Genomic DNA, 22,234 nt, shown 5'->3' on the forward strand with positions numbered 1-22,234 from the left:
TCCCAACTGCTGTGATCGAAGGGGCGGTTGAGCGTACCAACCGGTATGTCACTTGATCGAGTACCGGAACGTTCCCAGTTCGCGCCCCGTCCGGAGCCTTGACCGGCGTGACGCGGGCGGCTCAGGATCACGCCATGACAGGTGTACGCGGCAATACGGTCGACGGGGTCCTTCGGCGGAGCGCGCGGCGCGTGCCGGGGCGGGTGGCGCTGCGCTACGGCGAGCGGGCTTGGACGTACGCGGAGCTGGACTCGGCCGTCTCGCGCGGCGCCCAGGTGCTGCGCGAGGCGGGTCTGGGCCAGGGTGAGCGCGTCGGCGCCTACGCCCACAACTCGGACGCCTATCTCATCGGCTTCCTGGCCTGCTCGCGGGCAGGCCTGGTCCATGTGCCGGTCAACCAGAACCTCGTCGGCGACGACCTGGCGTACATCGTGGGCCAGTCGGGCAGCTCCCTGGTCCTCGCCGATCCGGACCTCGCCCCGCGCCTGCCCGGCGACGTACGCGTCCTCGCCCTGCGCGACGCGGACGACTCCCTGCTCGCGCGGCTCTCGGCCGCACCGGCGTACGACGGCGCGGAGCCGGGTGCGGACGACTTGGCCCAGCTGCTCTACACCTCCGGCACCACCGCCCTCCCCAAGGGCGCGATGATGACGCACCGCGCCCTCGTGCTCGAGTACGTCAGCGCCATCACCGCCCTCGACCTCAAGGAGTCGGACAAGCCCGTCCACGCGCTGCCGCTCTACCACTCGGCGCAGATGCACGTCTTCCTGCTGCCGTACTTGGCTGTGGGCGCCGAGAACACGATCATCGACGCGCCGGACGCCGAACGCATCTTCGAACTGGTCGAGGCGGGCCGCGCCGACAGCCTCTTCGCGCCGCCCACCGTATGGATCGGCCTCTCGAACCATCCCGGCTTCGCCACCCGTGACCTCGGCGCCCTGCGCAAGGCCTACTACGGCGCGTCGATCATGCCCGTGCCCGTTCTGGAGCGGCTGCGCGAACGGCTGCCGTCGCTCGGCTTCTACAACTGCTTCGGGCAGAGCGAGATCGGCCCCCTCGCCACGGTCCTCGGGCCCGACGAGCACGAGGGGCGGATGGACTCCTGCGGACGCCCCGTCCTGTTCGTCGACGCACGGATCGTGGACGAGCGCGGCCTTGAGGTGCCCGACGGCACGCAGGGCGAAGTCGTCTACCAGTCACCGCAGTTGTGCGAGGGCTACTGGGACAAGCCCGAGGAGACCGAGGAGGCGTTCCGTGGTGGCTGGTTCCACTCCGGGGATCTCGCCGTGCGGGACGAGGACGGCTACTTCACGGTCGTCGACCGGGTGAAGGACGTCATCAACTCCGGCGGTGTCCTCGTCGCGTCGCGCCAGGTCGAGGACGCGCTCTACACCCACGAGCGGGTCGCGGAGACGGCCGTGATCGGCCTGCCGGACGAGCGCTGGATCGAGGCGGTCACCGCGGTCGTCGTACGCAGCGGAGACGTCACCGAGGCCGAACTCATCGACCACGCGCGCGAGAAACTCGCCCACTTCAAGGCGCCCAAGCGGGTCCTCTTCGTGGACGAGCTGCCGCGCAACGCGAGCGGGAAGATCCTCAAGCGCGAGCTGCGGGACCGATTCAGCGCGTCGTAGCTCCTGCTCCGTAGGAGCTACTTCCCGCGCAGGTCCACGATCCGCTTGAACTTCCCCACCGACCGCTCGATCGTCTCCGGATCGACGATCTCGACCGCCACCGAGACGCCGATGCCGTCCTTCACCGCCGACGCGATCTCCCGGGCCGCCGCCTCGCGCCGCTCGGGAGTCGTGTCCGCGCGGGACTCGGCCCGGACCGTCAGCGCGTCCATGCGGCCCTCGCGTGTCAGGCGCAGCTGGAAGTACGGCGCGACTCCCGCGGTCCGCAGGACGATCTCCTCGACCTGCGTGGGGAAGAGGTTCACGCCGCGCAGGATCACCATGTCGTCCGAGCGGCCCGTGATCTTCTCCATCCGGCGGAAGGTCCGTGCGGTGCCGGGCAGGAGACGGGTCAGGTCGCGGGTGCGGTAGCGGATGACGGGCATGGCCTCCTTGGTGAGTGACGTGAAGACCAGTTCGCCGCGCTCGCCGTCCGGGAGCACCTCGCCGGTGATCGGGTCCACCACCTCCGGATAGAAGTGGTCCTCCCAGATGTGCAGGCCGTCCTTGGTCTCCACGCACTCCTGGGCGACTCCGGGGCCGATGACCTCGGAGAGCCCGTAGATGTCGACGGCGTCGATCGCGAACCGCTCCTCGATCTCGCGGCGCATCTCCTCCGTCCACGGCTCGGCGCCGAAGATGCCGACCTTGAGGGACGTGGTCCGTGGGTCGACTCCCTGGCGCTCGAACTCCTCCAGGAGCGTCAGCATGTACGAGGGGGTCACCATGATGATCTCGGGGCGGAAGTCCTGGATCAGCTGGACCTGGCGGGCCGTCATGCCGCCGGACGCGGGGATCACCGTGCAGCCAAGACGCTCGGCCCCGTAGTGCGCGCCGAGGCCGCCCGTGAACAGGCCGTAGCCGTACGCCACATGGACCTTGTGCCCGGGGCGTCCCCCCGCCGCGCGGATCGAGCGGGCCACGACGTCCGCCCACATCGACAGGTCCTGCTCGGTGTAACCGACGACCGTGGGCCGCCCCGTCGTGCCGCTGGACGCGTGGAGGCGCCGCACCTCGGACTGCTCGACCGCGAACATCCCGAAGGGGTAGTTGTCCCGCAGATCGCTCTTGGCCGTGAACGGGAAGCGAGCCAGGTCGCTGAGCGCACGGCAGTCCTCGGGGCGCAGACCCGCCTTGTCGAACGCCGCCCGATAGAACGGCACGTTCTCGTACGCGTGCAGCAGGGTGTCCTGCAGGCGCTCCAGCTGCAGCGCTTCCAGCTCCTCGCGCCCTAGGCGCTCAGCGGGGTCCAGCATCGCCGTCATATGGAGTTTCTCCCGTCCCAAACGGGCGACCGATCATTCGGTCGTGGATCTTCTGTCGAGCTCAGTAATCCAGCCCTGGGAGCGGCCGTCAAGAGATCGCGCAAGGCGGCTTGAGCTGGGGTGCTGCGGCCGAGCGACATTGTCCTCTGTTGCGTGGAGACTCGGCCGCAGTTCCTCTTGGTGCTCGTCACTGGTCGTGTTCGTACTCGTCACTGGTCGTGGAAGGTCGTGGTCGCCTCCAGCGTGGCGCGCTCGGTCGTCACCCGGTTCACCGGCGCGGTGTCATCGGCATACCCGAAGGAGATACCCACGAGCAGCTTGCCTCCGGTGACGCCGAGCTCGCCCCGGACGGTGTCGGCGTAGAAGCTCAGGAGCCCCTGCGGGCAACTGTCCACGCCGTACGCGGTCATCGCCAGGAGCAGGGTCTGCATGTAGGCGCCGACGTCGGCGGCAAGGCGTGTCGCGCCGTCACCGTCGACGAACAGGAAAGCCGCGTGTGGCGCGCCGTAGAAGCCCAGGCTCTCCGCGTCGTAGGCCGCACGTGCGGCATGGTCGTCAGGGCCTATGCCCAGCGCTCCGTACAGCTCGGCTCCGAACGTGGCCCGGCGCGCCTGGTGCACCTGCGCGTACATGTCCTCGGAGTACGGAAGATCCGCCGAGATGCGCTTCGCGGCATGGGCCGCCCGCAAGGCGTGCGCCAGGCGTTCACGCGCCGCGCCGCTCACCACCTCCACCCGCCACGGCTGCGCGTTGGAGTTGGACGGCGCGGTGCCGGCCAGCGAGAAGATCGCGCGCATCGTGTCCGCGGGGACGGCGTCCGGACGGAACGCGCGTGTCGCGTGACGGCCGCGTAGCAACTTCTCCGCGCCGCCGCTCAACTCGGTGGTGGCCGCGGCGGTGGCGATGGTGGTGGCGGTGGGGGTCGGCCTGCTCATGGAGCACTCCTCAGTGACGGCGCAAGTAAACGGGACCGTTTACATGAGGGTGAGCCTAGCCCCCGGACCTCGCAGAAGTAAACGCGTACGTATACTTGCCTCATGGATGCGACGACTACCGCACCCCGAAGGCGGGGAGGGCGTGGAGGCAGGGAGCGCATCCTGGTCGCCGCCGCCCAGCTGTTCGCGGTCCAGGGGATCAACGCGACCGGCATGGAACAGGTCGCCGAGCGGGCGCCGGTCTCCAAGCGCACGCTCTACGCGCACTTTCGGACCAAGAGCGACCTGGTCATCGCCTACCTCCAGGACCTCGCGTCGTCGGGCGCCACCCTGGAGAGCGTGCTGACCCGTGAGGACATCTCGCCGCGGGAGCGGATTCTCGGACTGTTCGACCGGCCCGCGGCGGACACGGCTCCGGTGCGCGGATGCCCGTTCATCGACGCCGCCGCGGAGTTCCCCGATCCGGAGAGCGCGGTCCACATGTACGCACGCGAACAGAAGCTGCGGATGGTTCAGCTGGTCACCGCATCGGTGAGGGAGCTTGGCTGCCGGGAACCCGCCGCACTCGCCGAACAGCTGGTCACCCTCGCGGACGGGGCGGCCAGCCGCGCCATGGTGCTGAACGAAGCGGACTACGGCCAGTACGCGCGAGCGGCGGCAGAAGTCCTCCTCGACCGCGCGCTACCGGGCACGGGCTGACGAGCGGAGCCTGTCCGGCGGGTGATCGTACGATGGCGGCGGTCGCCGGCCCCCGCCGTGCGCCAGGTCGATGAGGGGAATCACTGTGCGCATTGCTTCGTCCGCGGGGCGTCTGCTCACCACTGGGGCCGTGACGGTGGCTCTGCTCGCCGGGAGCGGGGCGGCCGGTGCCGTCGCCGCTGCCCCGGTGCGGGGCTCGTCAGTGTCCGCGGCTTCCGTCGTCTCCTCGGGGACTTACGCCCGGCTCCACCCGTTGGTCGATCTCGCCGCCCAGCGTCTGGCCACCGCCGACCTTGTCGCCGCCGCGAAGTACGGCACAGGCAGCCCCATCGACGACCCTGCCCGCGAGCAGCAGGTTCTGGACGATGTCGCCGAGCAGGCAAGGGAGTTGGGCGCCGATCCCGAGGCGACCGTGCGGATCTTCCGGGACCAGATCGAGGCCAACAAGATCGTGCAGCGGGAGCTGCACCGGCGGTGGGACGCGGATCCGGCGCAGGCGCCGACACCGGAGGAGCGGCCTGATCTTGCGGAGGTGCGCAAGGAGATCAATCGGGTGAACGGGGAGCTGGTGCGGGGGATCGCCGACTCTCCCTCCGCACGCTCCACGCCTTCTTGCCGTGGGCTGTTGGCCGTGGCCGGTCTGCGGGTTCGCCATGAGCGGCAGCTCGATGTGGTGCACTCCGTGGCCCTGGGGCGGGCGTTGCCGTCTGTCTGTGCGGGGTGACGGTCTCTTCTGGACAGCCGCCTCGCGGTGGATGCTCTCCCGCCACCCGCCCGTTGTCTCTATCCCCTGTCAGATTCCGCCCGCCGCAACCGACTTCGCCCACCTGTAGTCCGCCTTGCCGCTCGGTGAGCGCTGGATCTCGGTGGTGAAGACCGCGGAGCGGGGGATCTTGTAACCGGCCAGGCGGGTGCGGCAGTGGGTCTGGACGGCTTCGAGGTCCAACGGGGGCGCGCCGTCGCGGAGTTGGATGACCGCGGCGACGTGGTTGCCCCAGCGTTCGTCGGGGACGCCCGTGACCAGCGCGTCGTACACGTCCGGATGGGACTTGAGCGCCTGCTCGACCTCCTCCGGATACACCTTCTCGCCACCGGTGTTGATGCACTGCGAGCCCCGGCCGAGGACGGTGACGATGCCGCCCTCGTCGACGGATGCCATGTCCCCGAGCAGTACCCACCGCTCGTCGCCCTTCTGGAAGAAGGTCTCGGCGGTCTTCGCCGGGTCGTTGTAGTAGCCGAGCGGCACATGGCCGCGCTGGGCCAAACGGCCGATCTCACCCACGGCCACCGGCTCGTGCGTGACCAGATCCACCACCTGCGTACGTGCGTTGACCTCCAGACGGAAGCCCCGCTCCGGGCCCGAGTCCTCCGTCGCCTTGCCGTTGGAGCCGGACTCGGACGAGCCGAAGTTGTTCAGGAGGAGCACGTTCGGCGCGAGCTCCTGGAACTGGGCGCGCACCGTCTCCGACATGATCGCCCCGGAGGACGAGACACTGAAGAGCGATGACAGGTCGGTGCCCTTGAGCGGTCCGTGCAGGGCGTCTATGAGAGGCCTGAGCATCGCGTCGCCGACCAGCGAGACGCTGGACACCTTCTCCCGCTCGATCGTGCGGAGCACCTCTTCAGGGACGTACTTGCGGTGAATGGCCACCCGCTGGCCGTAGTTGAAGGCGATGAACGACGTCAGCGTCGACGTGCCGTGCATCAGCGGGGGAGTGGGGAAGAACGTGATGCCGGGGCCGCCCGCCGCGACGCGTTCCGCCAGCTCCTCGGGCCGCTTCACCGGCTCACCCGCGGGCTCGCCGCCGAAGAGCCCGGCGAAGAAGAGGTCCTCCTGGCGCCACATGACGCCCTTGGGCATGCCCGTGGTGCCGCCGGTGTAGATGATGAACAGGTCGTCGGCCGAGCGTGCTGCGAACCCGCGATCCGCTGAACCCGCCGCCTCCGCCCGGGCGAAGGCGACGACGTCGAGCGCGGGGGCGTCGGCGGGCGGGGTTCCCACCCGCACCAGATGCCGCAGCTTCCGCGCGCGTGGCAGCGCGGCGGCGACCCGCTCGGTGAACTCCGCGTCGAAGACGAGTGCGGCGAGGTCCGCGTCACGGTAGAGGTAGACCAGCTCCTCCTCCACGTAGCGGTAGTTGACGTTGACCGGGACGATGCGTGCTTTGAGGCAGGCGAGCACCGTCTGCAAGTACTCGACGCCGTTGTAGAGATGGAGCCCCAGGTGTTCGCCCGGCTCGATCCCGCTGTCGATCAGGTGGTGCGCGAGGCGGTTGGCGGCCCGGTCGAGCTCGGCGTACGTCAGCCTGCTCTCCGCCCCGGTTCCGGGGTGATCGATGTACACGAGCGCCTCGCGGTCGGGGACCACGTCGACGACTGACTCGAACAGGTCGGCAAGGTTGTACTCCACCGCTCCTCCTGACCCCGGCGTCATCTCTTCTGGCGGTCATCAGAGCAGAGGCACCCACAAGTGTGAAGGGTCCCCGTTCAAGAAATCTGACTGGGTGTCAGAAAACTATTGAACTGGCTCCCCGCCTACTGCAACCTGTTCCAGGTCCGAAGCCGTCGGCAGGTGGTCGACGTTCAGCGGACGGCCGACGCAGGCCGGCCGTTGACGAGCCGTTATGAGACGAGCCGTTATGAGAGGGAGCACGGCTATGGGTGGGACGGAACATCTCGCTGTGCAGCGCGAAGGCGCCACACTGATACTCACGCTCAACAGGCCGGAGGCGAAGAACGCGCTCTCGCTGCCGATGCTGGTGGGCCTCTACGACGGATGGGTGGCCGCCGACGAGGACGACGCGATCCGCTCCGTCGTGCTCACCGGAGCGGGCGGCGCGTTCTGCGCGGGCATGGATCTCAAGGCCCTCGCGGGCAAGGGGATGGGCGGTGAGCGGTACCGGGACCGGATGAAGGCCGACCCCGATCTGCACTGGAAGGCGATGCTGCGCCACCACCGCCCGCGCAAACCGGTCATCGCCGCGGTCGAGGGGTACTGCGTCGCCGGTGGCACCGAGATCCTCCAGGGCACGGACATCCGCGTCGCGGGCGAGTCCGCGACGTTCGGCCTCTTCGAGGTCAAGCGCGGCCTGTTCCCGATCGGCGGCTCGACCGTGCGCCTCCCGCGCCAGATCCCCCGTACGCACGCCCTGGAGATGCTGCTCACCGGACGCCCCTACTCGGCGGCCGAGGCCGCGTCGATCGGCCTCGTCGGCCATGTCGTCCCGGACGGCACCGCCCTGGAGAAGGCCCTCTCCATCGCCGAGCAGATCAACGCGTGCGGGCCCCTCGCCGTGGAGGCGGTGAAGGCGTCGGTGTACGAGGCCGCGGAGATGTCCGAGACGGACGGGCTCGCGGCGGAGCTGAAGCGGGGGTGGCCGATCTTTGACACCGCCGATGCGAAGGAGGGCTCCAGGGCCTTCGCGGAGAAGAGGGCCCCGGTGTTTCGGCGGGCCTAGGCCGCATCCTGACCGTGGGCCCGGTGTGGCTGGGCGCGCGGTTCCCCGCGCCCTTCGGGGCGCCCCTCGCTCAGAAACGGAGTTCTGCTCATGGCATCCGCTCCCTCCCCCGAAGTGCTGCGTGCGCCCCTGGTTCTTGAGTTTCCCTTCACCCGGTCCCTCGGGCCCGTGCAGAGTGCGTTTCTGACCGGGCTGCGTGAACGCACCGTGCTCGGTGTGAAGACCGAGGACGGCCATACGCTCGTCCCGCCCGTCGAGTACGACCCCGTGACCGCCGAAGAGATACGTGACCTGGTCGAGGTCGGTGCCACCGGCACCGTCACCACCTGGGCCTGGAACCACGAACCCCGCAGGGGACAGCCCCTGGAGACGCCCTTCGCCTGGATCCTGGTGAAGCTCGACGGCGCCGACACCGCCCTGCTGCACGCTCTGGACGCGCCGGGCCCCGACGCCGTCAGGACCGGCATGCGCGTCCGGATCCGCTGGGCCGCCGAACGCACCGGTGCCATCACCGACATCGCCTGCTTCGAAGCGTACGAAGGCGAAGCGGAAGGGGAAGTCCGGCCGCACGACGGTGAGTTCAGCGACCCCGTCACCGGCATCGTCGCCGCCGCTCGCCTCGACTACTCCTACGCCCCGGGCCGCGCCCAGACCGCGTACATCAAGGCGCTCTCCGACCAGAAGACCGTCGGTGAGCGCTGCCCCTCCTGCCGCAAGGTCTACGTCCCGCCCCGCGGCGCCTGCCCCACCTGCGGCGTCGCCACGGCCGAGCGGGTGGAGGTCGGGCCGCGCGGCACCGTCACCACGTACTGCATCGTCAACATCAAGGCGAAGAACCTCGACATCGAAGTGCCCTACGTCTACGCGCACATCGCCCTCGACGGCGCCGACCTGGCCCTGCACGCCCGTATCGCGGGCATCTCCTACGACCAGGTGCGGATGGGCCTGCGCGTCGAGCCGGTGTGGACCGAGGGCGCCCGCTTCCCCGATCACTACCGGCCCACGGGCGAGCCGGACGCCGACTACGACACGTACAAGGAGCTGGTGTAGATGCCGTCCGCTAAGCCCTCCGCGAAGCCCTCGGTTATGCCCTCCACGAAGCCGTCCGTGATGCGGCCCGTCCGGGACGTCGCCATCGTGGCCTTCGGGCAGACCGACCATCTGCGCTCCACCGACGAGCTCTCCGAGGTGGAGATGCTCATGCCGGTCCTGCACCAGGTCCTCGCCGCCACCGGCCTGAAGACCAGCGACATCGGCTTCACCTGCTCCGGATCCTCGGACTATCTCGCCGGGCGCGCCTTCTCGTTCACCATGGCACTCGACGGGGTCGGGGCCTGGCCGCCGATCTCCGAGTCGCACGTCGAGATGGACGGGGCCTGGGCGCTGTACGAGGCGTGGACGAAGCTGCTCACCGGCGACGCCGACACCGCGCTCGTGTACGCCTACGGCAAGTCGTCCCCCGGCTCGGTGCGTGACGTGCTGACCCGGCAGCTCGACCCGTACTACGTGGCGCCCCTGTGGCCTGACTCGGTCGCCCTGGCCGCCCTCCAGGCGCAGGCCCTGATCGATGCGGGGGACGCCGACGAGCCCGCGCTCGCCGGGGTGGCGTCGCGCAGCCGCCAGGACGCGACCGCCAACTCCCATGCGCAGCTGCGTGGTTCGGTGCCACAGGGTGACTACGTCGTACGTCCCCTGCGTACCGGCGACTGCCCGCCCATCGGTGACGGGGCCGCCGCCGTGATCCTCGCGGCGGGGGAGCGGGCCCGCGAGCTGTGCGAGCGGCCCGCGTGGATCCGCGGGATCGACCACCGCATCGAGGCGCACAGCCTCGGCGTGCGCGATCTCACCGACTCGCCGTCGAGCCGACTGGCCGCGGAGAGGGCCGGAGCCTTCGAACGGCCCGTGGACACCGCCGAGTTGCACGCGCCGTTCACCTCCCAGGAGGTCGTCCTGCGCAAGGCGCTGAAGCTGGGCGACGACGTCACGGTGAACCCGTCAGGGGGCGCGCTCGCCGCGAACCCTGTCATGGCCGCCGGTCTGATCCGGCTCGGCGAGGCCGCGGCCCGCATCCACCGGGGCGAGTCGGACCGGGCCCTCGCACACGCCACATCCGGTCCCTGCCTCCAGCAGAACCTGGTCGCCGTCCTTGAAGGAGATGCGTGATGAGTGAGGTGGGAAAGGAGCCCGTGGCCGTCGTCGGGATCGGCCAGACCAAGCACGTCGCCGCCCGGCGTGACGTCTCGATCGCAGGGCTCGTCCGCGAGGCCGCCGGGGCCGCCCTGTCCGACGCCGAACTGACCTGGTCCGACATCGACGCGGTCGTCATCGGCAAGGCCCCGGACTTCTTCGAGGGCGTCATGATGCCCGAGCTGTACCTCGCCGACGCGCTCGGCGCGGTGGGCAAGCCCATGCTGCGCGTCCACACGGCGGGCTCCGTCGGCGGTTCCACGGCCCTTGTCGCCGCGAACCTGGTCGCGGGCCGCGTCCACGGCACCGTCCTGACCCTCGCCTTCGAAAAGCAGTCGGAATCCAACGCGATGTGGGGACTCTCCCTCCCCATCCCCTTCCAGCAGCCGCTCCTCGCGGGCGCGGGCGGCTTCTTCGCCCCGCACGTGCGTGCGTACATGCGGCGCACGGGCGCCCCCGACTCGGTCGGCTCGCTCGTCGCGTACAAGGACCGCCGCAACGCCCTGAAGAACCCCTACGCCCACCTGCACGAGCGGGACATCACCCTGGAGAAGGTCCAGGCATCGCCCATGCTCTGGGACCCGATCCGCTACTCCGAGACCTGCCCGTCCTCCGACGGGGCCTGCGCGATGATCCTCACCGACCGTACGGGTGCCGCCCGTTCGCCCCGGCCGCCCGCCTGGATGCACGGCGGCGCGATGCGCAGTGAGCCGACGCTCTTCGCGGGCAAGGACTTCGTGTCGCCGCAGGCGGGCAAGGACTGCGCGGCCGACGTCTACCGGCAGGCGGGCGTCACGGATCCGCGGCGCGACATCGACGCCGTCGAGATGTACGTGCCGTTCTCCTGGTACGAGCCGATGTGGCTGGAGAACCTCGGTTTCGCCGCGGAGGGCGAGGGCTGGAAGCTGACCGAGTCGGGCGTCACCGAGCTGGACGGCGACCTGCCCGTCAATATGTCGGGCGGTGTTCTCTCCACCAATCCCATCGGCGCCTCGGGCATGATCCGCTTCGCCGAAGCGGCACTTCAGGTGCGCGGACAGGCGGGCGAGCACCAGATCGAAGGGGCCCGCAGGGCACTCGGACATGCGTACGGGGGCGGCTCGCAGTTCTTCTCCATGTGGCTGGTCGGAGCGGAACCGCCCACAACCTGACGGATCCGTCGTGCCGGACAGGCGGCAGTCCTCCTTCCGCGCCCTGTCCGGCACCGGAACCGAAAGCTAGGCTGTCGGCCGGACGACGCATCGGGAGGAGTACGGACGTGGCCGAAGGCACCATTCAGCAACATCCGCTCGCAGGTCAGCAGAGCCCGCTCGCGGGCTGGGACAAGCCGGATCTCGACCTCAGCACAGCGGACTGGCAATCGGGCAGCGAGGGGCGGGGTGATGTGGAGATCGCCTTTGTCGAAGGGTTCATCGCGATGCGCAACTCCGGCCGGCCCGAGAGCCCGTCCCTGATCTTCACTCCGGCGGAGTGGGGAGCATTCGTGCACGGCGCGCGTGCCGGGGAGTTCGATCTGACGTAGGCCGTGCGCGGCGTTGTGGACCCTCGTCTCCGGCTGTCGCGGCCGCTCGCGACGTGATGATCCGTGCTGACCTGGTGACTTTGGACTCTGCGCGCGGCTCGTCTCCTGAACGAGGCGGGGGCCGACAGCAGAGCCGGTCGACCCTGGCCATGCGCCGGAGACGAGGAAGTCATGAGTTCCTCTGCGCCCGCCCGACCTTGGTGCCTCCGGAGTCCAGGTAGGGCAGGTAAGGCTGGTTGAGCTGGTCGGGCAGGCGGATCCGGTAGGGCGGGTGGCGCCGGTCCCGCGCAGGGATCTCATGCCTCACCGCAACACCACGCACCCCTGCCCCTCCAGCCTTCGCAACAGCCCCTCCGGTACCACGGTCTCGTTCCAGCGCAGGTCCAGCTTCTCCAGCGCGGTCAGTTCGCCGATCCACTGCGGGAGCTCTCGCAGACGGTTCGCACGCAGGTCGAGTCTGCGCAGCAGGGGCAGGCCACGCAGCGCCTGCGGCACCGTCGTGAACTGGTTCTCGCGCAGCTCCAGTTCGCGCAGTCGGCCGAGACGGCCGACCGACGCGGGGAGCGACGTGAGGCGGTTGCCGCGCAGCCACAGTTCGCGCAGCGCCGTGAGGCCGCCGAGCGATGAAGGGAGCGAGGTCAGGTGATTGTGCTGGGCACGCAGTTCCACCAGGGATTCCAGCGAGCCCAGGGTGTCCGGTAGCGCCGTCAGCTGATTCTCGCCCACGTTGAGGTACGTCAGTCGCTTCAGGTTTCCCAGTGAGTCCGGCAGCGACGCGAGGCGGTTGTCGTGGACGTAGAGGAAGCGGCTCAGGGCCGTCAGGTCGCCGATGCCGGACGGGAGCCCGGTCAGCCGGTTGTGACCCAGGTCCAGTGTGTGCAAGGAGGCCAGGGTGCCGATCCGTGCGGGGAGCCGCGTGAGCGCGTTGTCGGGCAGGAGCAGGACCTCCAGTGACGGGTGCTGCCACACCTCGTCGGGGACTTCGCTCAGGCCGCCGTGCCAGTAGTTGAGTACGTTCTCGGTGCCGACCACGTGTGAGAGTCCCTTCGCCCGGAGTGCGTGCGTGAGTGAGTGAGTGCGTGCGTGCATCAAGATGCATCAGCCAACCGCACCGCTGTGGCCGAATGGGCTCCCGGCGGTTCCCGCGGGCGTAATCTGAAGTGGCTGAAGGCCAAGGCATGCGCCGCGGGAAACGCCCGGCGCGCCACCGAGGCGGGGGTGTCCCATGGTGCACTACGGCACCAACGGTAAGCGGACCCTCTTCGAGCGCGAGAGTGAACTCGCCGCTGTCGACGAGGCGTTGAGCGAGCTGTGCGGTCTGTCGCGGGACGGCTCCGAGTCGCCTGACAGGCCCCGAGGCGCGCTCATCGCCTTCGCGGGGCGCGCGGGCCTCGGCAAGACCTCCCTCCTGACCGAGACGCGGCGCCGTGCCGCCGCCAAAGGCTGCACCGTGGCGCCCGCGCGCGGCAGTGACCAGGAGCAGCGGGTCGCCTTCCACGTGGCCCGGCAGCTGGTGCAGCCACTGCTCGCCTCCGTCCCCGACGCGGAACTGCGCGACGTACTGGGCAGTTGGTACGCCATCGTCGGCCCGGCCCTCGGCCTCTGCGCCCCGCCGGACGACGCGCCGCCCGACCCGCAGGGGCTGCGCGACGGACTCGACTGGGTGCTCACCCATCTCGCGGTGCAGCGTGCCCCGTTGGTGGTCGTGATCGATGACGCGCACTGGGCCGACGCCGAGTCGCTGAGCTGGCTCTCCGCCTTCGCGCCCCGCGCGGAAGCCCTTCCGCTGCTGCTCGTCGTCGCCTACCGCCCCGAGGAACTCCCCTCGCAGGCCGAGGAGTTCAGAGGCCTGCCCGGTCGTGCCGGGCAGCGGCCCATCGGACTCGAACCGCTCAGCGCCACCGCCGTCGCCCGCCTCGTACGCGATGAACTCGGCGCCCGCGCCGACGACGCGTTCTGCCGCGAATGCTGGGCGGTCACCGCGGGCAACCCGTTCGAGGCCGTGGAACTGACCGCGAAGGTGAGCGACCGCGGTCTGACCCCCGACGAGGCCGGAGCGCGTCTGCTGCGCGACCTCGCCGCCGCGGTCAAGGGCAGCGGGCTCGTCGCCCGCCTGGAGCGCCTCGGTACCTCCACCGTCCGGTTCGCCTGGGCCTGCGCCGTCCTGGGCACCTCGATCCCTCCCGCGCTGGCCGCGGCAGTCGCGGGCATCGGCGAGCGGGAGACCGCAGACTGCGCCGACCGGCTGCGCCGCGCCCGCGTCCTGACCGGCGTCCACACCCTGGAGTTCGTGCACCCGCTGATCGCCACGGCCGTCTACCGCGCCATCCCCAGTGGCGTACGCGTCGCCCTGCACGGCCAGGCCGCCTGGTCCGTGGTCAACGCGGGGCTCGGGGCGTCCGCCGCCGCACGCCATCTCCTCGAAGTCCACCCCGACGGCGACACCTGGGTCGTGCAGCAACTGCGCGCCGCGGCCCGCGAGACCGTCCGCGCGGGCGCCCCCGACGCCGCCCGCCGCTACCTCGCCCGCGCCCTGCGCGAACCCCCGCCCTGGGAGGACCGGGCCGCGGTCCTCTACGAACTCGGCTGCGCGTCCTTGCTCACCGAACCGGCGACGACCGTCAACCACCTGCGTGCCGCACTCGAGGAGCCCATCACCGACCCCGCCCTGCGCCACGGCATCGTCTACCGCCTCTCCCAGGTCCTCGCCCACTCCGACCGCCTGGGCGAGGCCTCCGACACCCTCGCCCGAGAGATCCGCGTGACCACCGAGCCGCGGGTACGGATCCGGATGCAGGCCGAGCAGTTCATGTGGGACGCCTTCCGGGCCGACGAGCCGGACTCGCCCGCCCGTTCACGGCGCCTGGCCCGGCTCGCCGAGCGGCTGCCCGGCCGCGATCTCACCGAGCGGTACATCATCGGACTCCGCGCCTGGGACGCGATGCTGCGCGCCGAACCCGGCGAGACGGCCGTCAGGCACGCCGAGCGCGCTCTGGTCGGCGGGCTCGGCTGGGCCGAGGAGAGCCGGGGCTTCGAAGTCCCCGTCCTGGTCGCGCTCACCTTCCTGTACGCCGACCGGCCCGGGCGGGCCGAAGAACTGTTCGCTGCCGGGATCGCCGACTTCGAGAGCCAGGGCTGGCGCGGAGCCCATCTGTCGTTCGGGTACACGCTTCTCGCGTACATCCGTTTCCGGCGCGGACGTCTCGCCGAAGCCGAGGACTTCGTGCGTGCCGGGCTGCGGATCGCCGAGCGGGTGGGGTCGGGTACGCCCGCGCACTGGTACGCCGTCGGCATCCTCATCGAGATCCTGCTGGCCCGTGGCCGCGTCGCCGAGGCCGCACGCACCGCCGAGGAGTACGGCTTCGGAGCGCCGTTCCCCGCGGCCGTCGTCTTCCCCGACGCGCAGGCCGTGCACGGCGAACTGCTCCTGGCCCGTGGCCTCACCAAGGACGCGGCGGCCGAGCTCGCCGCTGCGGGCCGCCGTCTCGACCCGCGTGGCATGCGCAACCCCGCCTGGTGCCCCTGGCAGCTCCACCTCGCGCTCGCCGAGGCCGACGACGCCCCCGAGCGGGCGCTCGCCACCGCCTACGAGGCGGTCCGGCGCGCCCGCAGGTTCGCCACCGCGTCGGCGATCGGGCAGGCGCTGCGGATCACCGCCGACGTCGCGTCGGGCTCCGTGCGGATCAAGCTTCTGGAAGAGTCCGTCAGCCACCTGGAGCGGTCACCCGCGGCGTACGAACTGGCCTGTGCGCTGGTCTGCCTCGGCGCCGAACTGCGCCGCGTCGGTCGCCCCAAAGATGCCGCCGATCCTCTCTACCGGGGGCTCGAAGCGGCAGTCCAGTGCGGTGCCGACGGCCTGGTCGAGCGGGCCCGCGACGAGCTGGCCGCGGCCGGTCTGCGCCCGCGTCTGCTGCACAGCACCGAGACGGACGAGCTCACCGCGCGTGAGCGCACCGCCGCGGCGCTCACCGTCCGCGGCGAGTCGGCCGTCCGCATCGCCGAGGAGCTGCACACCGACGAGCCGGCTGTCGTCCGGCTGCTGTCCGCCGTGTACCGGAAAGTGGGAACGGATCACTCCGGTCTGGCCGCCGCACTCGCGCCCCACCACGCCCGCTGACCTCGCGCTGAACACCGGCCCGCCCCGCGACCTGCGCGCGCGGACCGGCGCCGCCCCCGCGCCGACAAGCACCGCGGGCCACGTACCATTGGCGCATGTCCTTCCTCCGCCGCCGCAGCGCCGCCACCCCCGCCGGCCCGGACTTCGATGTCCTCGCCATGGACCCGGGTGACTGGCCCGGCAACCTCGGCGCGGGCCTGCTGCCCGCCCCCGACGGCAGCTGCCAGGGCGTCTTCCTGCGCTACGACCTCTTCGGCGGGCGCGGCCCCGCGATGATCATCGGCAATCTGCCCGAAGGCTCCCCGGCGCGTGAGATCGCCGACGACGAGGTGCCCTTCGAGGTGGCCCAGCTGCTGCTCGCGCTGGAGAACGACGAGGAGATCACCGTCGTCACCACCGAGGACATGCCGGTGATGCAGGGCGACAACCTCCTCATCGTGCGCCGCCTCAAGCTCTCCGAAAGCCGCGTCTCCTGCGTGCAGTTCGACCGCAGCGACGGCGTCCTTGTCACCATCGCCGCCTGGGACCGGCCGATCACGGATGATCTGTACGCGCTGCTGAAGCCGCTGCCCGCCGAGCTCTTCCAGCAGGGCTGACCCCGAGCCCTTCCAGCAGGGCTGACCCACCCGGGACCACCGCGGGCCACGTACCCACCCTTTCTACTGAAGTTTTAGTGAGGGGGTGGGTTTTGTCATGTGCCTTGCCAGGTCAGTCATCGGACTTTTAACGTGACCCGTCATGACTCCCGGGATCTCGCGAAGAACCACGATGAAGTCCGCCGTCGGTGGCGCAGCCGCCCTTGCATCGGGCGGAGGCGCGCTCGCCGGTGCCGCGGCCGCGGCTGAGGGGCAACCTGACAGCCACCCCGACAGGCGACGCGACGAGCGCGATACCTCCGATGAATCGCTGCTCTGGTATGCGGCGCCCGCCACCGACTGGGAGCGCGAAGCCCTCCCCATCGGCAATGGCGCCCTGGGCGCCATGGTCTTCGGCACCCTCGCCACTGAGCGGCTCCAGTTCAACGAGAAGACGCTGTGGACCGGCGGTCCAGGTTCCCGCGAGGGCTACGACCACGGCGACTGGCGCGCGGCCAGGCCCGGCGCCCTCGACGCGGTGCGCGCGGATCTTGACGAGAAGGGCGCCCTCAGCCCCGACGCGGTAGCGGCCGAGCTGGGCCAGCCCCGCCGCGGCTACGGCGCCCACCAGACCTTCGGTGATCTGCACCTCGACGTGGCAGACGCCCCGGACGCGCCCGACGCCACGTACCGCCGCGCCCTCGACCTGCGCAAGGGCCTCGTGACCGTCACGTACACCCACCAACAGGTCCGCCACGAGCGGGAGTTCTTCGCCTCGTTCCCCGACGGCGTGCTCGTCGGGCGCCTCGGCGCCGACCGCCCCGCGAGCCTCACCTGCACCCTGCGCCACACCTCGCCCCGCACCGACTTCACCGTGAAGGCCGAGGGGGACAGGATCGTCGTACGCGGTGAACTCGCCGACAACGGGCTGAAGTTCGAGGCGCAGCTGCGTGTCGTGCACCAAGGCGGCACGCGCACGGCGAATGCCGACGGCAGCATCACCGTCAGCGGCGCCGACCACGTCTGGTTCGCACTCGCCGCGGGCACCGACTACGCCGACACCTACCCCGACTACCGGGGCGATGACCCGCACGCCGACGTCACCCGCACCCTCGACAAGGCCGTCGCCCAGGGCCACGGCGCGCTCCGCGCCCGCCATTTGCGCGACCACGGCGAGCTGTTCGGCCGGGTCGACCTCGACATCGGCCAGAGCGCACCCGCCGACGTCCCGACCGACCAGCTGCTCAAAAGGTACGGGGGAGGGGCGAGCGCGGCCGACCGCGCCCTCGAAGCCCTCTTCTTCCAGTACGGGCGCTACCTCCTCATCGCCTCGTCCCGCGCGGGCTCGCTGCCCGCGAACCTCCAGGGCGTGTGGAACAACAGCACCACCCCGCCCTGGTCGGCCGACTACCACACCAACATCAACCTCCAGATGAACTACTGGCTCGCGGAGGCAGCCAACCTCGCCGAGACCACAGCGCCGTACGACCGCTTCGTGGAGGCACTGCGCGCGCCGGGACGACGAACCGCGAAGGAGATGTTCGGATCGCGGGGCTGGGTGGTGCACAACGAGACCAACCCCTACGGCTTCACCGGCGTACACGACTGGTCGACCGCCTTCTGGTTCCCCGAGGCCGCCGCCTGGCTCACCGCGCAGCTCTACGAGCACTACCGCTTCGGCGGCTCCACCGAGTACCTCCGCTCCACCGCCTATCCGGCGATGAAGGAGGCAGCCGAGTTCTGGCTCGACAACCTCCGCACCGACCCGCGCGACGGCACCCTCGTCGTCACCCCCAGCTACTCGCCCGAGCACGGCGACTTCACCGCGGGCGACTCCATGGCCCAGCAGATCGTCCACGACCTGCTCACCAACACCCTGGAAGCCGCCCGTGTCCTCGGTGACTCGGCAGCCTTCCGTGCCGAGCTGGAGAAGACCCTCGGCAAGCTCGACCCCGGCCTGCGCGTCGGCTCCTGGGGACAGCTCCAGGAGTGGAAGGCCGACCTGGACGACAAGGCCGACGACCACCGGCACGTCTCCCACCTCTACGCCCTGCACCCCGGACGGCAGATCCAGCCGGGCAGCAAGTGGGCCGACGCCGCGAAAGTGTCCCTCACCGCGCGCGGCGACGGCGGCACCGGCTGGTCCAAGGCTTGGAAGGTCAACTTCTGGGCGCGTCTGCGCGACGGAGACCACGCGCACAAGATGCTCGGCGAGCAGCTCAAGTCCTCGACGCTGCCCAACCTCTGGGACACCCACCCGCCGTTCCAGATCGACGGCAACTTCGGAGCGACGTCGGGCATCGTGGAGATGCTCCTGCAGAGCCAGTTCGACGTCATCGAGGTGCTGCCCGCGCTGCCCGCGAGCTGGCCCGAGGGATCGGTGCGAGGCCTGCGGGCGCGCGGCGGGGCGCGGCTCGACGTCGCGTGGTCGGGCGGACGCGCCACACGCATCGTGCTCACCGCGTCGCGCACGCGCGAACTCACCGTGCGCAGCGGTCTGTTGAAGGGCGGCGAGAAGACCTTCAAGGCGCGGGCCGGACAGCGTTACGTCTTCGACTGAGCCGTTGAGCCGTCGCTCCAAACAGCAGGTGCTCCAGACGGCAGGTGCTCCCTACGCCAAGTGCTCCCTACGTCAGGGCCGGGCCCCGCCCCCAGGCGGACCCGGCCCCGACCGTACTCGGCGGCTCTAGGAGCCCGACCGCACCACCCGCACATCGGCCGCCCGGACATACGCCACGCGGTGCCCGAACTGGACCTCGTAGTACGTGTCCTTGCCGCGCACCACCTTGTGCGGCGCGGTGTCGAACGTCGGCGCGTAGAAGTACTCGCCCGGCACCTTGTCGCCGATCGCGTACTTCTGGCCCGCGAGGAGCTTGTACGGCAGCGGAGTGACCGCCTGTACGGGGACGCCCGCCGGGTACGCCTCCTTCTCCGGGTAGGCGCGCCCGTACACCGGGACCTCCTTGGCGTCGCCCTTCGGCGTCACCACGAGCCCCTTCGCGTCGACGGCGGTCGGCTGCTTCTTCGGGTTCTTGAACCAGGCCTTCTGCCCCAGGTACCAGACGGCGGTCCAGTCGCCCTCGCGGTCGGCGACCGCGTACTGCTGACCCGTGGACAGGCGGGCGCCGACGTCGTTCACGTCGATCGTCGATGCGCCGCCACCGGGCCGCAGGCCGATGTCCTTGATGAGCGGCGCGTCATCACGGGGCTCGGTGTGGACGCGCACCGCGGCCGAACCGTGCGGCACGCACTTCTCGCCCGCCTTGACGCAGCCCGTGTACTCCGGCCGGTTCTCGGAGTACGTGGGCGCCACCGTCACCAGGCCGCCGTTCGGGCCCGCCGTCCGCTTGAACGGCTTGCCCATCAGCGTGAAGTAGTGCTGCCAGTCCCAGTAGGGACCGGGGTCGGTGTGCATGCCCGAGATCGTCGACGGCAGCGTGCCCGGGACGTTGTCGTGGCCGATGATGTGCTGCCGGTCCAGCGGGATGCCGTACTTCTTGGAGAGGTACTTCACCAGGCGCGCCGACGAGCGGTACATCGCCTCCGTGTACCAGGTGTCGGGCGCCGTCAGGAAGCCCTCGTGCTCCAGGCCGATCGACTTGGAGTTCACGTACCAGTTGCCGGCGTGCCAGGCGACGTCCTTGGCCTTCACGTGCTGGGCGATGTGGCCGTCGGTGGAGCGCAGGGTGTACTGCCAGGACACGTACGTCGGGTCCTGCACCAGGTTGAGGACGCCTTCCCAGCGGCCCTCGGTGTCGTGGATGACGATGGTGTCGATGCTCTGGGTCTTGGGCCGGTTCCCCAGATCGTGATTGCCGTAGTCGTCGTTGCCGTTCGGGTCCTTGAACTCCTCGTACGGTGCCGGGATCCACTCGCACGACACGGTCGACGGGCACTCGGTCTCGCCCTTGGGGGCCTTCCGCAGCCCCATGCTCCGTACCTGCGCGGCATCCGGCTTCAGCCCGCTGACCGCCGGGAGAGCCATGTGCTGGCCGGCGTCGGTGGTGCGTTCCTGCCCGTCGTGGATGACGGCGAAGACGTCATTGGCGTACGTCGCCGCGGTGGCCTGGTCGTCGGCGCCGGAGAAGCGGGCGATCGCGCCGTACCAGTCGGCGGGGTCGTCGCTCAGCGGCTTGCCGAGCTTCTTCTGCGCTGCGGCGAGCAGGGCGGCACCGCCCCGTACGTTGGCGGCCGGATCGGTGCGAAGACGCTCGGCGGAGAGTCCGCTGAGTCCGGCGGCGCGGGGCAACGTCTTCAGCCGGGCGGGCAGTTGGGAGTCCTTCGGCACCTTGGCCGTGAACTCCTTCGGCTTGAGGACGCCCCGCGACGCGTCGCCGCGCGGGTCCTCCACGCCCTCACTGTGGTGCGGGGCTCCGGCGATGGCGGTACGCGCGTCGGTGAGGTGCATCGGGCCGTAGCCGCCGGTGACACTCGGCGCGCCGCCGTGCGCGTCCCAGCGGGACTGCAGATAGGACACACCGAGCAGCACGCTCTGCGGTACGCGGTACTCGGCGGCGGCGTCCGCGAAGGCGCCCTGCAGCCCGTCCGACGACGCCCCGGCGGGCGCACCCGAGGACGAGGAGGGTGGGGCGGACGGGGCGGCACCGAGCAGCGGAAGCAGCAGACCGGCGGAGACAAGGGCACCCGCGGTCCTGGCGGCGCGTCTGCGCGCGGCAGGTGTGCGGGCGGTGGCGGATCCTCGCAATGCAGCCTCCTGGGACGATGAAGCGTGATGGGGCGTGCGGGGCCGGGCGTGCGTCAGTGGTACCGGCTCTCCGACGATCCGTCAATCATGCCCAGGAGACGGGTCTTCGCATGTCAGCGCCGCTACCGGCGGGTTTCGGCCCGGCAGGCCGCACGGCCTGCGACGCGTCACTGGATTGGACCAATGAGCAGCACGAGCACCACGCCGAGCTGGGGTTCAGACGAAGCGGCGTACGAAGGTCAGTGCGGTGTCCGCGACCTCCTGCCAGCGGCTGTCGATCGTCAGTGCGTGGTCGCGGTCGGCCATCTCCGTGATCTCGGTGATGCCGGAATTCTCCCGCTGCTTCTTGTAGGCGCCGTTGGCGAGCGCCCAGGGCACGGCGTTGTCCTTCTCGCCCGAGATGATCAGGAGGGGGCCGCGCCGGGGATTGTGGCAGTCGACCTTCATCTCCGTCCGGGGGTTGATGTTGGCCATGGCCGCCTGGAACGGCGGCGCGCACGGGGCCGGGACCGCGTACCTCTCGTAGAGATCCTTGGCTTCCTGCTCACTGACGGCGTTGGCGTAGGCGTAGCGGAACTGCTCGAAGGTCAGCGGCAGCGCGCGCTTGCGGTTGGCCGGGTTGCCGATGATCGGGCGCAGGGAGCGCAGTGTCGACAGGGGCAGCGCCATGACGCCGCGGAACGGCACGGGGTCGATCGCCACCGAGGCGGCGGAGAGACCGCGCCCCGCGAGGATCTGCGTGAGCAGCCCTCCGACGGAGTGCCCGATGACGGCCGGTTTGCGCTCCAGGCCGTCGATCAGTCCCGCCAGATGATCGGCGACCATCCCGACGGTCTTGCCCGCGAGGGCATCGGGACGCTGCCTCGCCTCGGCGACCGTGTCCCGATCGCCGGGCCAGGACAGGGCGACGGGCACATACCCGGCCGCGTCGAAGTGGGCCGTCCACAGGTCCCAGCTGCTGGGCAGCATCCACAGACCGTGTACGAACACGACAGGAACGCGCTCGGTGGCGGCGTTGGCGCGGTCGATCTGCTCGGTGTCATTGAGGGACATACCCTGAAGTTATGGGCGCAAGTGTCGTGCCGCATAGCGTAGTCG

18 protein-coding genes are annotated in these 22,234 nt (G+C 70.4%); 11 read left to right on the forward strand and 7 right to left on the reverse strand.

Annotation, left to right across the window (positions count from 1 at the left end; all coding sequences use genetic code 11):
• The first annotated feature begins 134 nt into the window (after positions 1-134).
• The gene (locus ACZ5CR_RS35115) at positions 135-1,634 is read left to right on the forward strand and encodes an acyl-CoA synthetase (RefSeq protein WP_468865172.1); all 1,500 of its coding nucleotides are present in this window, start codon (positions 135-137) and stop codon (positions 1,632-1,634) included.
• 17 nt (positions 1,635-1,651) lie between these two features.
• Here ACZ5CR_RS35115 and paaK read toward each other — a convergent pair whose 3' ends face one another.
• Both paaK and ACZ5CR_RS35125 read right to left on the reverse strand, forming a co-directional pair.
• The gene (paaK, locus tag ACZ5CR_RS35120; RefSeq protein WP_468865174.1) at positions 1,652-2,938 is read right to left on the reverse strand and encodes a phenylacetate--CoA ligase PaaK; all 1,287 of its coding nucleotides are present in this window, start codon (positions 2,936-2,938) and stop codon (positions 1,652-1,654) included.
• A 209-nt stretch (positions 2,939-3,147) separates the two neighbouring features.
• A complete protein-coding gene (locus ACZ5CR_RS35125) occupies positions 3,148-3,873 on the reverse strand; it encodes a nitroreductase (protein WP_468865176.1) in 726 nt (241 codons plus the stop codon).
• 102 nt (positions 3,874-3,975) lie between these two features.
• Between ACZ5CR_RS35125 and ACZ5CR_RS35130 the strand changes: the two genes are divergently transcribed.
• Together ACZ5CR_RS35130 and ACZ5CR_RS35135 are read left to right on the forward strand one after the other, a co-directional pair.
• Complete coding sequence (locus tag ACZ5CR_RS35130) at positions 3,976-4,572, forward strand: TetR/AcrR family transcriptional regulator (protein ID WP_468865178.1); 597 nt, start codon at positions 3,976-3,978, stop codon at positions 4,570-4,572.
• 85 nt (positions 4,573-4,657) lie between these two features.
• Positions 4,658-5,296, forward strand: a complete 639-nt coding sequence (locus tag ACZ5CR_RS35135) for a chorismate mutase (protein ID WP_468865180.1) — start codon at positions 4,658-4,660, stop codon at positions 5,294-5,296.
• 69 nt (positions 5,297-5,365) lie between these two features.
• Here ACZ5CR_RS35135 and ACZ5CR_RS35140 read toward each other — a convergent pair whose 3' ends face one another.
• Entirely contained in the window at positions 5,366-6,982 is a 1,617-nt protein-coding gene (locus ACZ5CR_RS35140) for an acyl-CoA synthetase (protein WP_468865183.1), read from the reverse strand.
• Between the two features lie 247 nt (positions 6,983-7,229).
• On the opposite strand from ACZ5CR_RS35140, the gene ACZ5CR_RS35145 reads away from it, so the two are divergent.
• The 5 genes from ACZ5CR_RS35145 to ACZ5CR_RS35165 all read left to right on the forward strand — a co-directional run bounded on the left by ACZ5CR_RS35145 (position 7,230) and on the right by ACZ5CR_RS35165 (position 11,739).
• Positions 7,230-8,030, forward strand: a complete 801-nt coding sequence (locus ACZ5CR_RS35145; RefSeq protein ID WP_468865185.1) for a crotonase/enoyl-CoA hydratase family protein — start codon at positions 7,230-7,232, stop codon at positions 8,028-8,030.
• A gap of 90 nt (positions 8,031-8,120) precedes the next feature.
• A complete protein-coding gene (locus ACZ5CR_RS35150; RefSeq protein ID WP_468865187.1) occupies positions 8,121-9,080 on the forward strand; it encodes a Zn-ribbon domain-containing OB-fold protein in 960 nt (319 codons plus the stop codon).
• 60 nt (positions 9,081-9,140) lie between these two features.
• Positions 9,141-10,193 (forward strand): thiolase domain-containing protein, encoded by a 1,053-nt coding sequence (locus tag ACZ5CR_RS35155; protein ID WP_468865243.1) that lies wholly within the window; start codon positions 9,141-9,143, stop codon positions 10,191-10,193.
• Between the two features lie 8 nt (positions 10,194-10,201).
• Positions 10,202-11,368 (forward strand): thiolase domain-containing protein, encoded by a 1,167-nt coding sequence (locus ACZ5CR_RS35160; RefSeq protein ID WP_468865245.1) that lies wholly within the window; start codon positions 10,202-10,204, stop codon positions 11,366-11,368.
• A gap of 107 nt (positions 11,369-11,475) precedes the next feature.
• Positions 11,476-11,739, forward strand: coding sequence for a DUF397 domain-containing protein (locus ACZ5CR_RS35165; protein ID WP_389911330.1), 264 nt, complete (start codon positions 11,476-11,478; stop codon positions 11,737-11,739).
• Between the two features lie 169 nt (positions 11,740-11,908).
• Here the strand turns inward: ACZ5CR_RS35165 and ACZ5CR_RS35170 are convergent, their stop codons facing one another.
• Together ACZ5CR_RS35170 and ACZ5CR_RS35175 are read right to left on the reverse strand one after the other, a co-directional pair.
• Entirely contained in the window at positions 11,909-12,046 is a 138-nt protein-coding gene (locus tag ACZ5CR_RS35170) for a hypothetical protein (RefSeq protein WP_468865189.1), read from the reverse strand.
• Entirely contained in the window at positions 12,043-12,771 is a 729-nt protein-coding gene (locus ACZ5CR_RS35175) for a leucine-rich repeat domain-containing protein (protein WP_468865191.1), read from the reverse strand. Before ACZ5CR_RS35175 ends, ACZ5CR_RS35170 begins: the two co-directional genes overlap by 4 nt.
• 193 nt (positions 12,772-12,964) lie before the next feature.
• Here ACZ5CR_RS35175 and ACZ5CR_RS35180 point away from each other — a divergent pair, with 193 nt between their 5' ends.
• The 3 genes from ACZ5CR_RS35180 to ACZ5CR_RS35190 all read left to right on the forward strand — a co-directional run bounded on the left by ACZ5CR_RS35180 (position 12,965) and on the right by ACZ5CR_RS35190 (position 18,991).
• Positions 12,965-15,856: an ATP-binding protein gene (locus tag ACZ5CR_RS35180; protein ID WP_468865194.1), complete on the forward strand. Its 2,892-nt coding sequence runs from the start codon at positions 12,965-12,967 to the stop codon at positions 15,854-15,856.
• 95 nt (positions 15,857-15,951) lie between these two features.
• Positions 15,952-16,452, forward strand: a complete 501-nt coding sequence (locus tag ACZ5CR_RS35185; RefSeq protein ID WP_468865195.1) for a hypothetical protein — start codon at positions 15,952-15,954, stop codon at positions 16,450-16,452.
• Between the two features lie 172 nt (positions 16,453-16,624).
• Positions 16,625-18,991 carry a glycoside hydrolase family 95 protein gene (locus ACZ5CR_RS35190; protein WP_468865247.1) on the forward strand — a complete coding sequence of 789 codons (2,367 nt, stop codon included), beginning with the start codon at positions 16,625-16,627 and terminating at the stop codon, positions 18,989-18,991.
• Positions 18,992-19,117: 126 nt separating this feature from the next.
• Here the strand turns inward: ACZ5CR_RS35190 and ACZ5CR_RS35195 are convergent, their stop codons facing one another.
• Together ACZ5CR_RS35195 and ACZ5CR_RS35200 are read right to left on the reverse strand one after the other, a co-directional pair.
• Positions 19,118-21,136 carry an N-acetylmuramoyl-L-alanine amidase gene (locus ACZ5CR_RS35195; RefSeq protein WP_468865197.1) on the reverse strand — a complete coding sequence of 673 codons (2,019 nt, stop codon included), beginning with the start codon at positions 21,134-21,136 and terminating at the stop codon, positions 19,118-19,120.
• Between the two features lie 216 nt (positions 21,137-21,352).
• Positions 21,353-22,189 carry an alpha/beta hydrolase gene (locus ACZ5CR_RS35200; protein WP_468865198.1) on the reverse strand — a complete coding sequence of 279 codons (837 nt, stop codon included), beginning with the start codon at positions 22,187-22,189 and terminating at the stop codon, positions 21,353-21,355.
• Positions 22,190-22,234 lie beyond the last annotated feature (45 nt).

It is taken from the genome of Streptomyces sp. NPDC031274 (assembly GCF_055570235.1).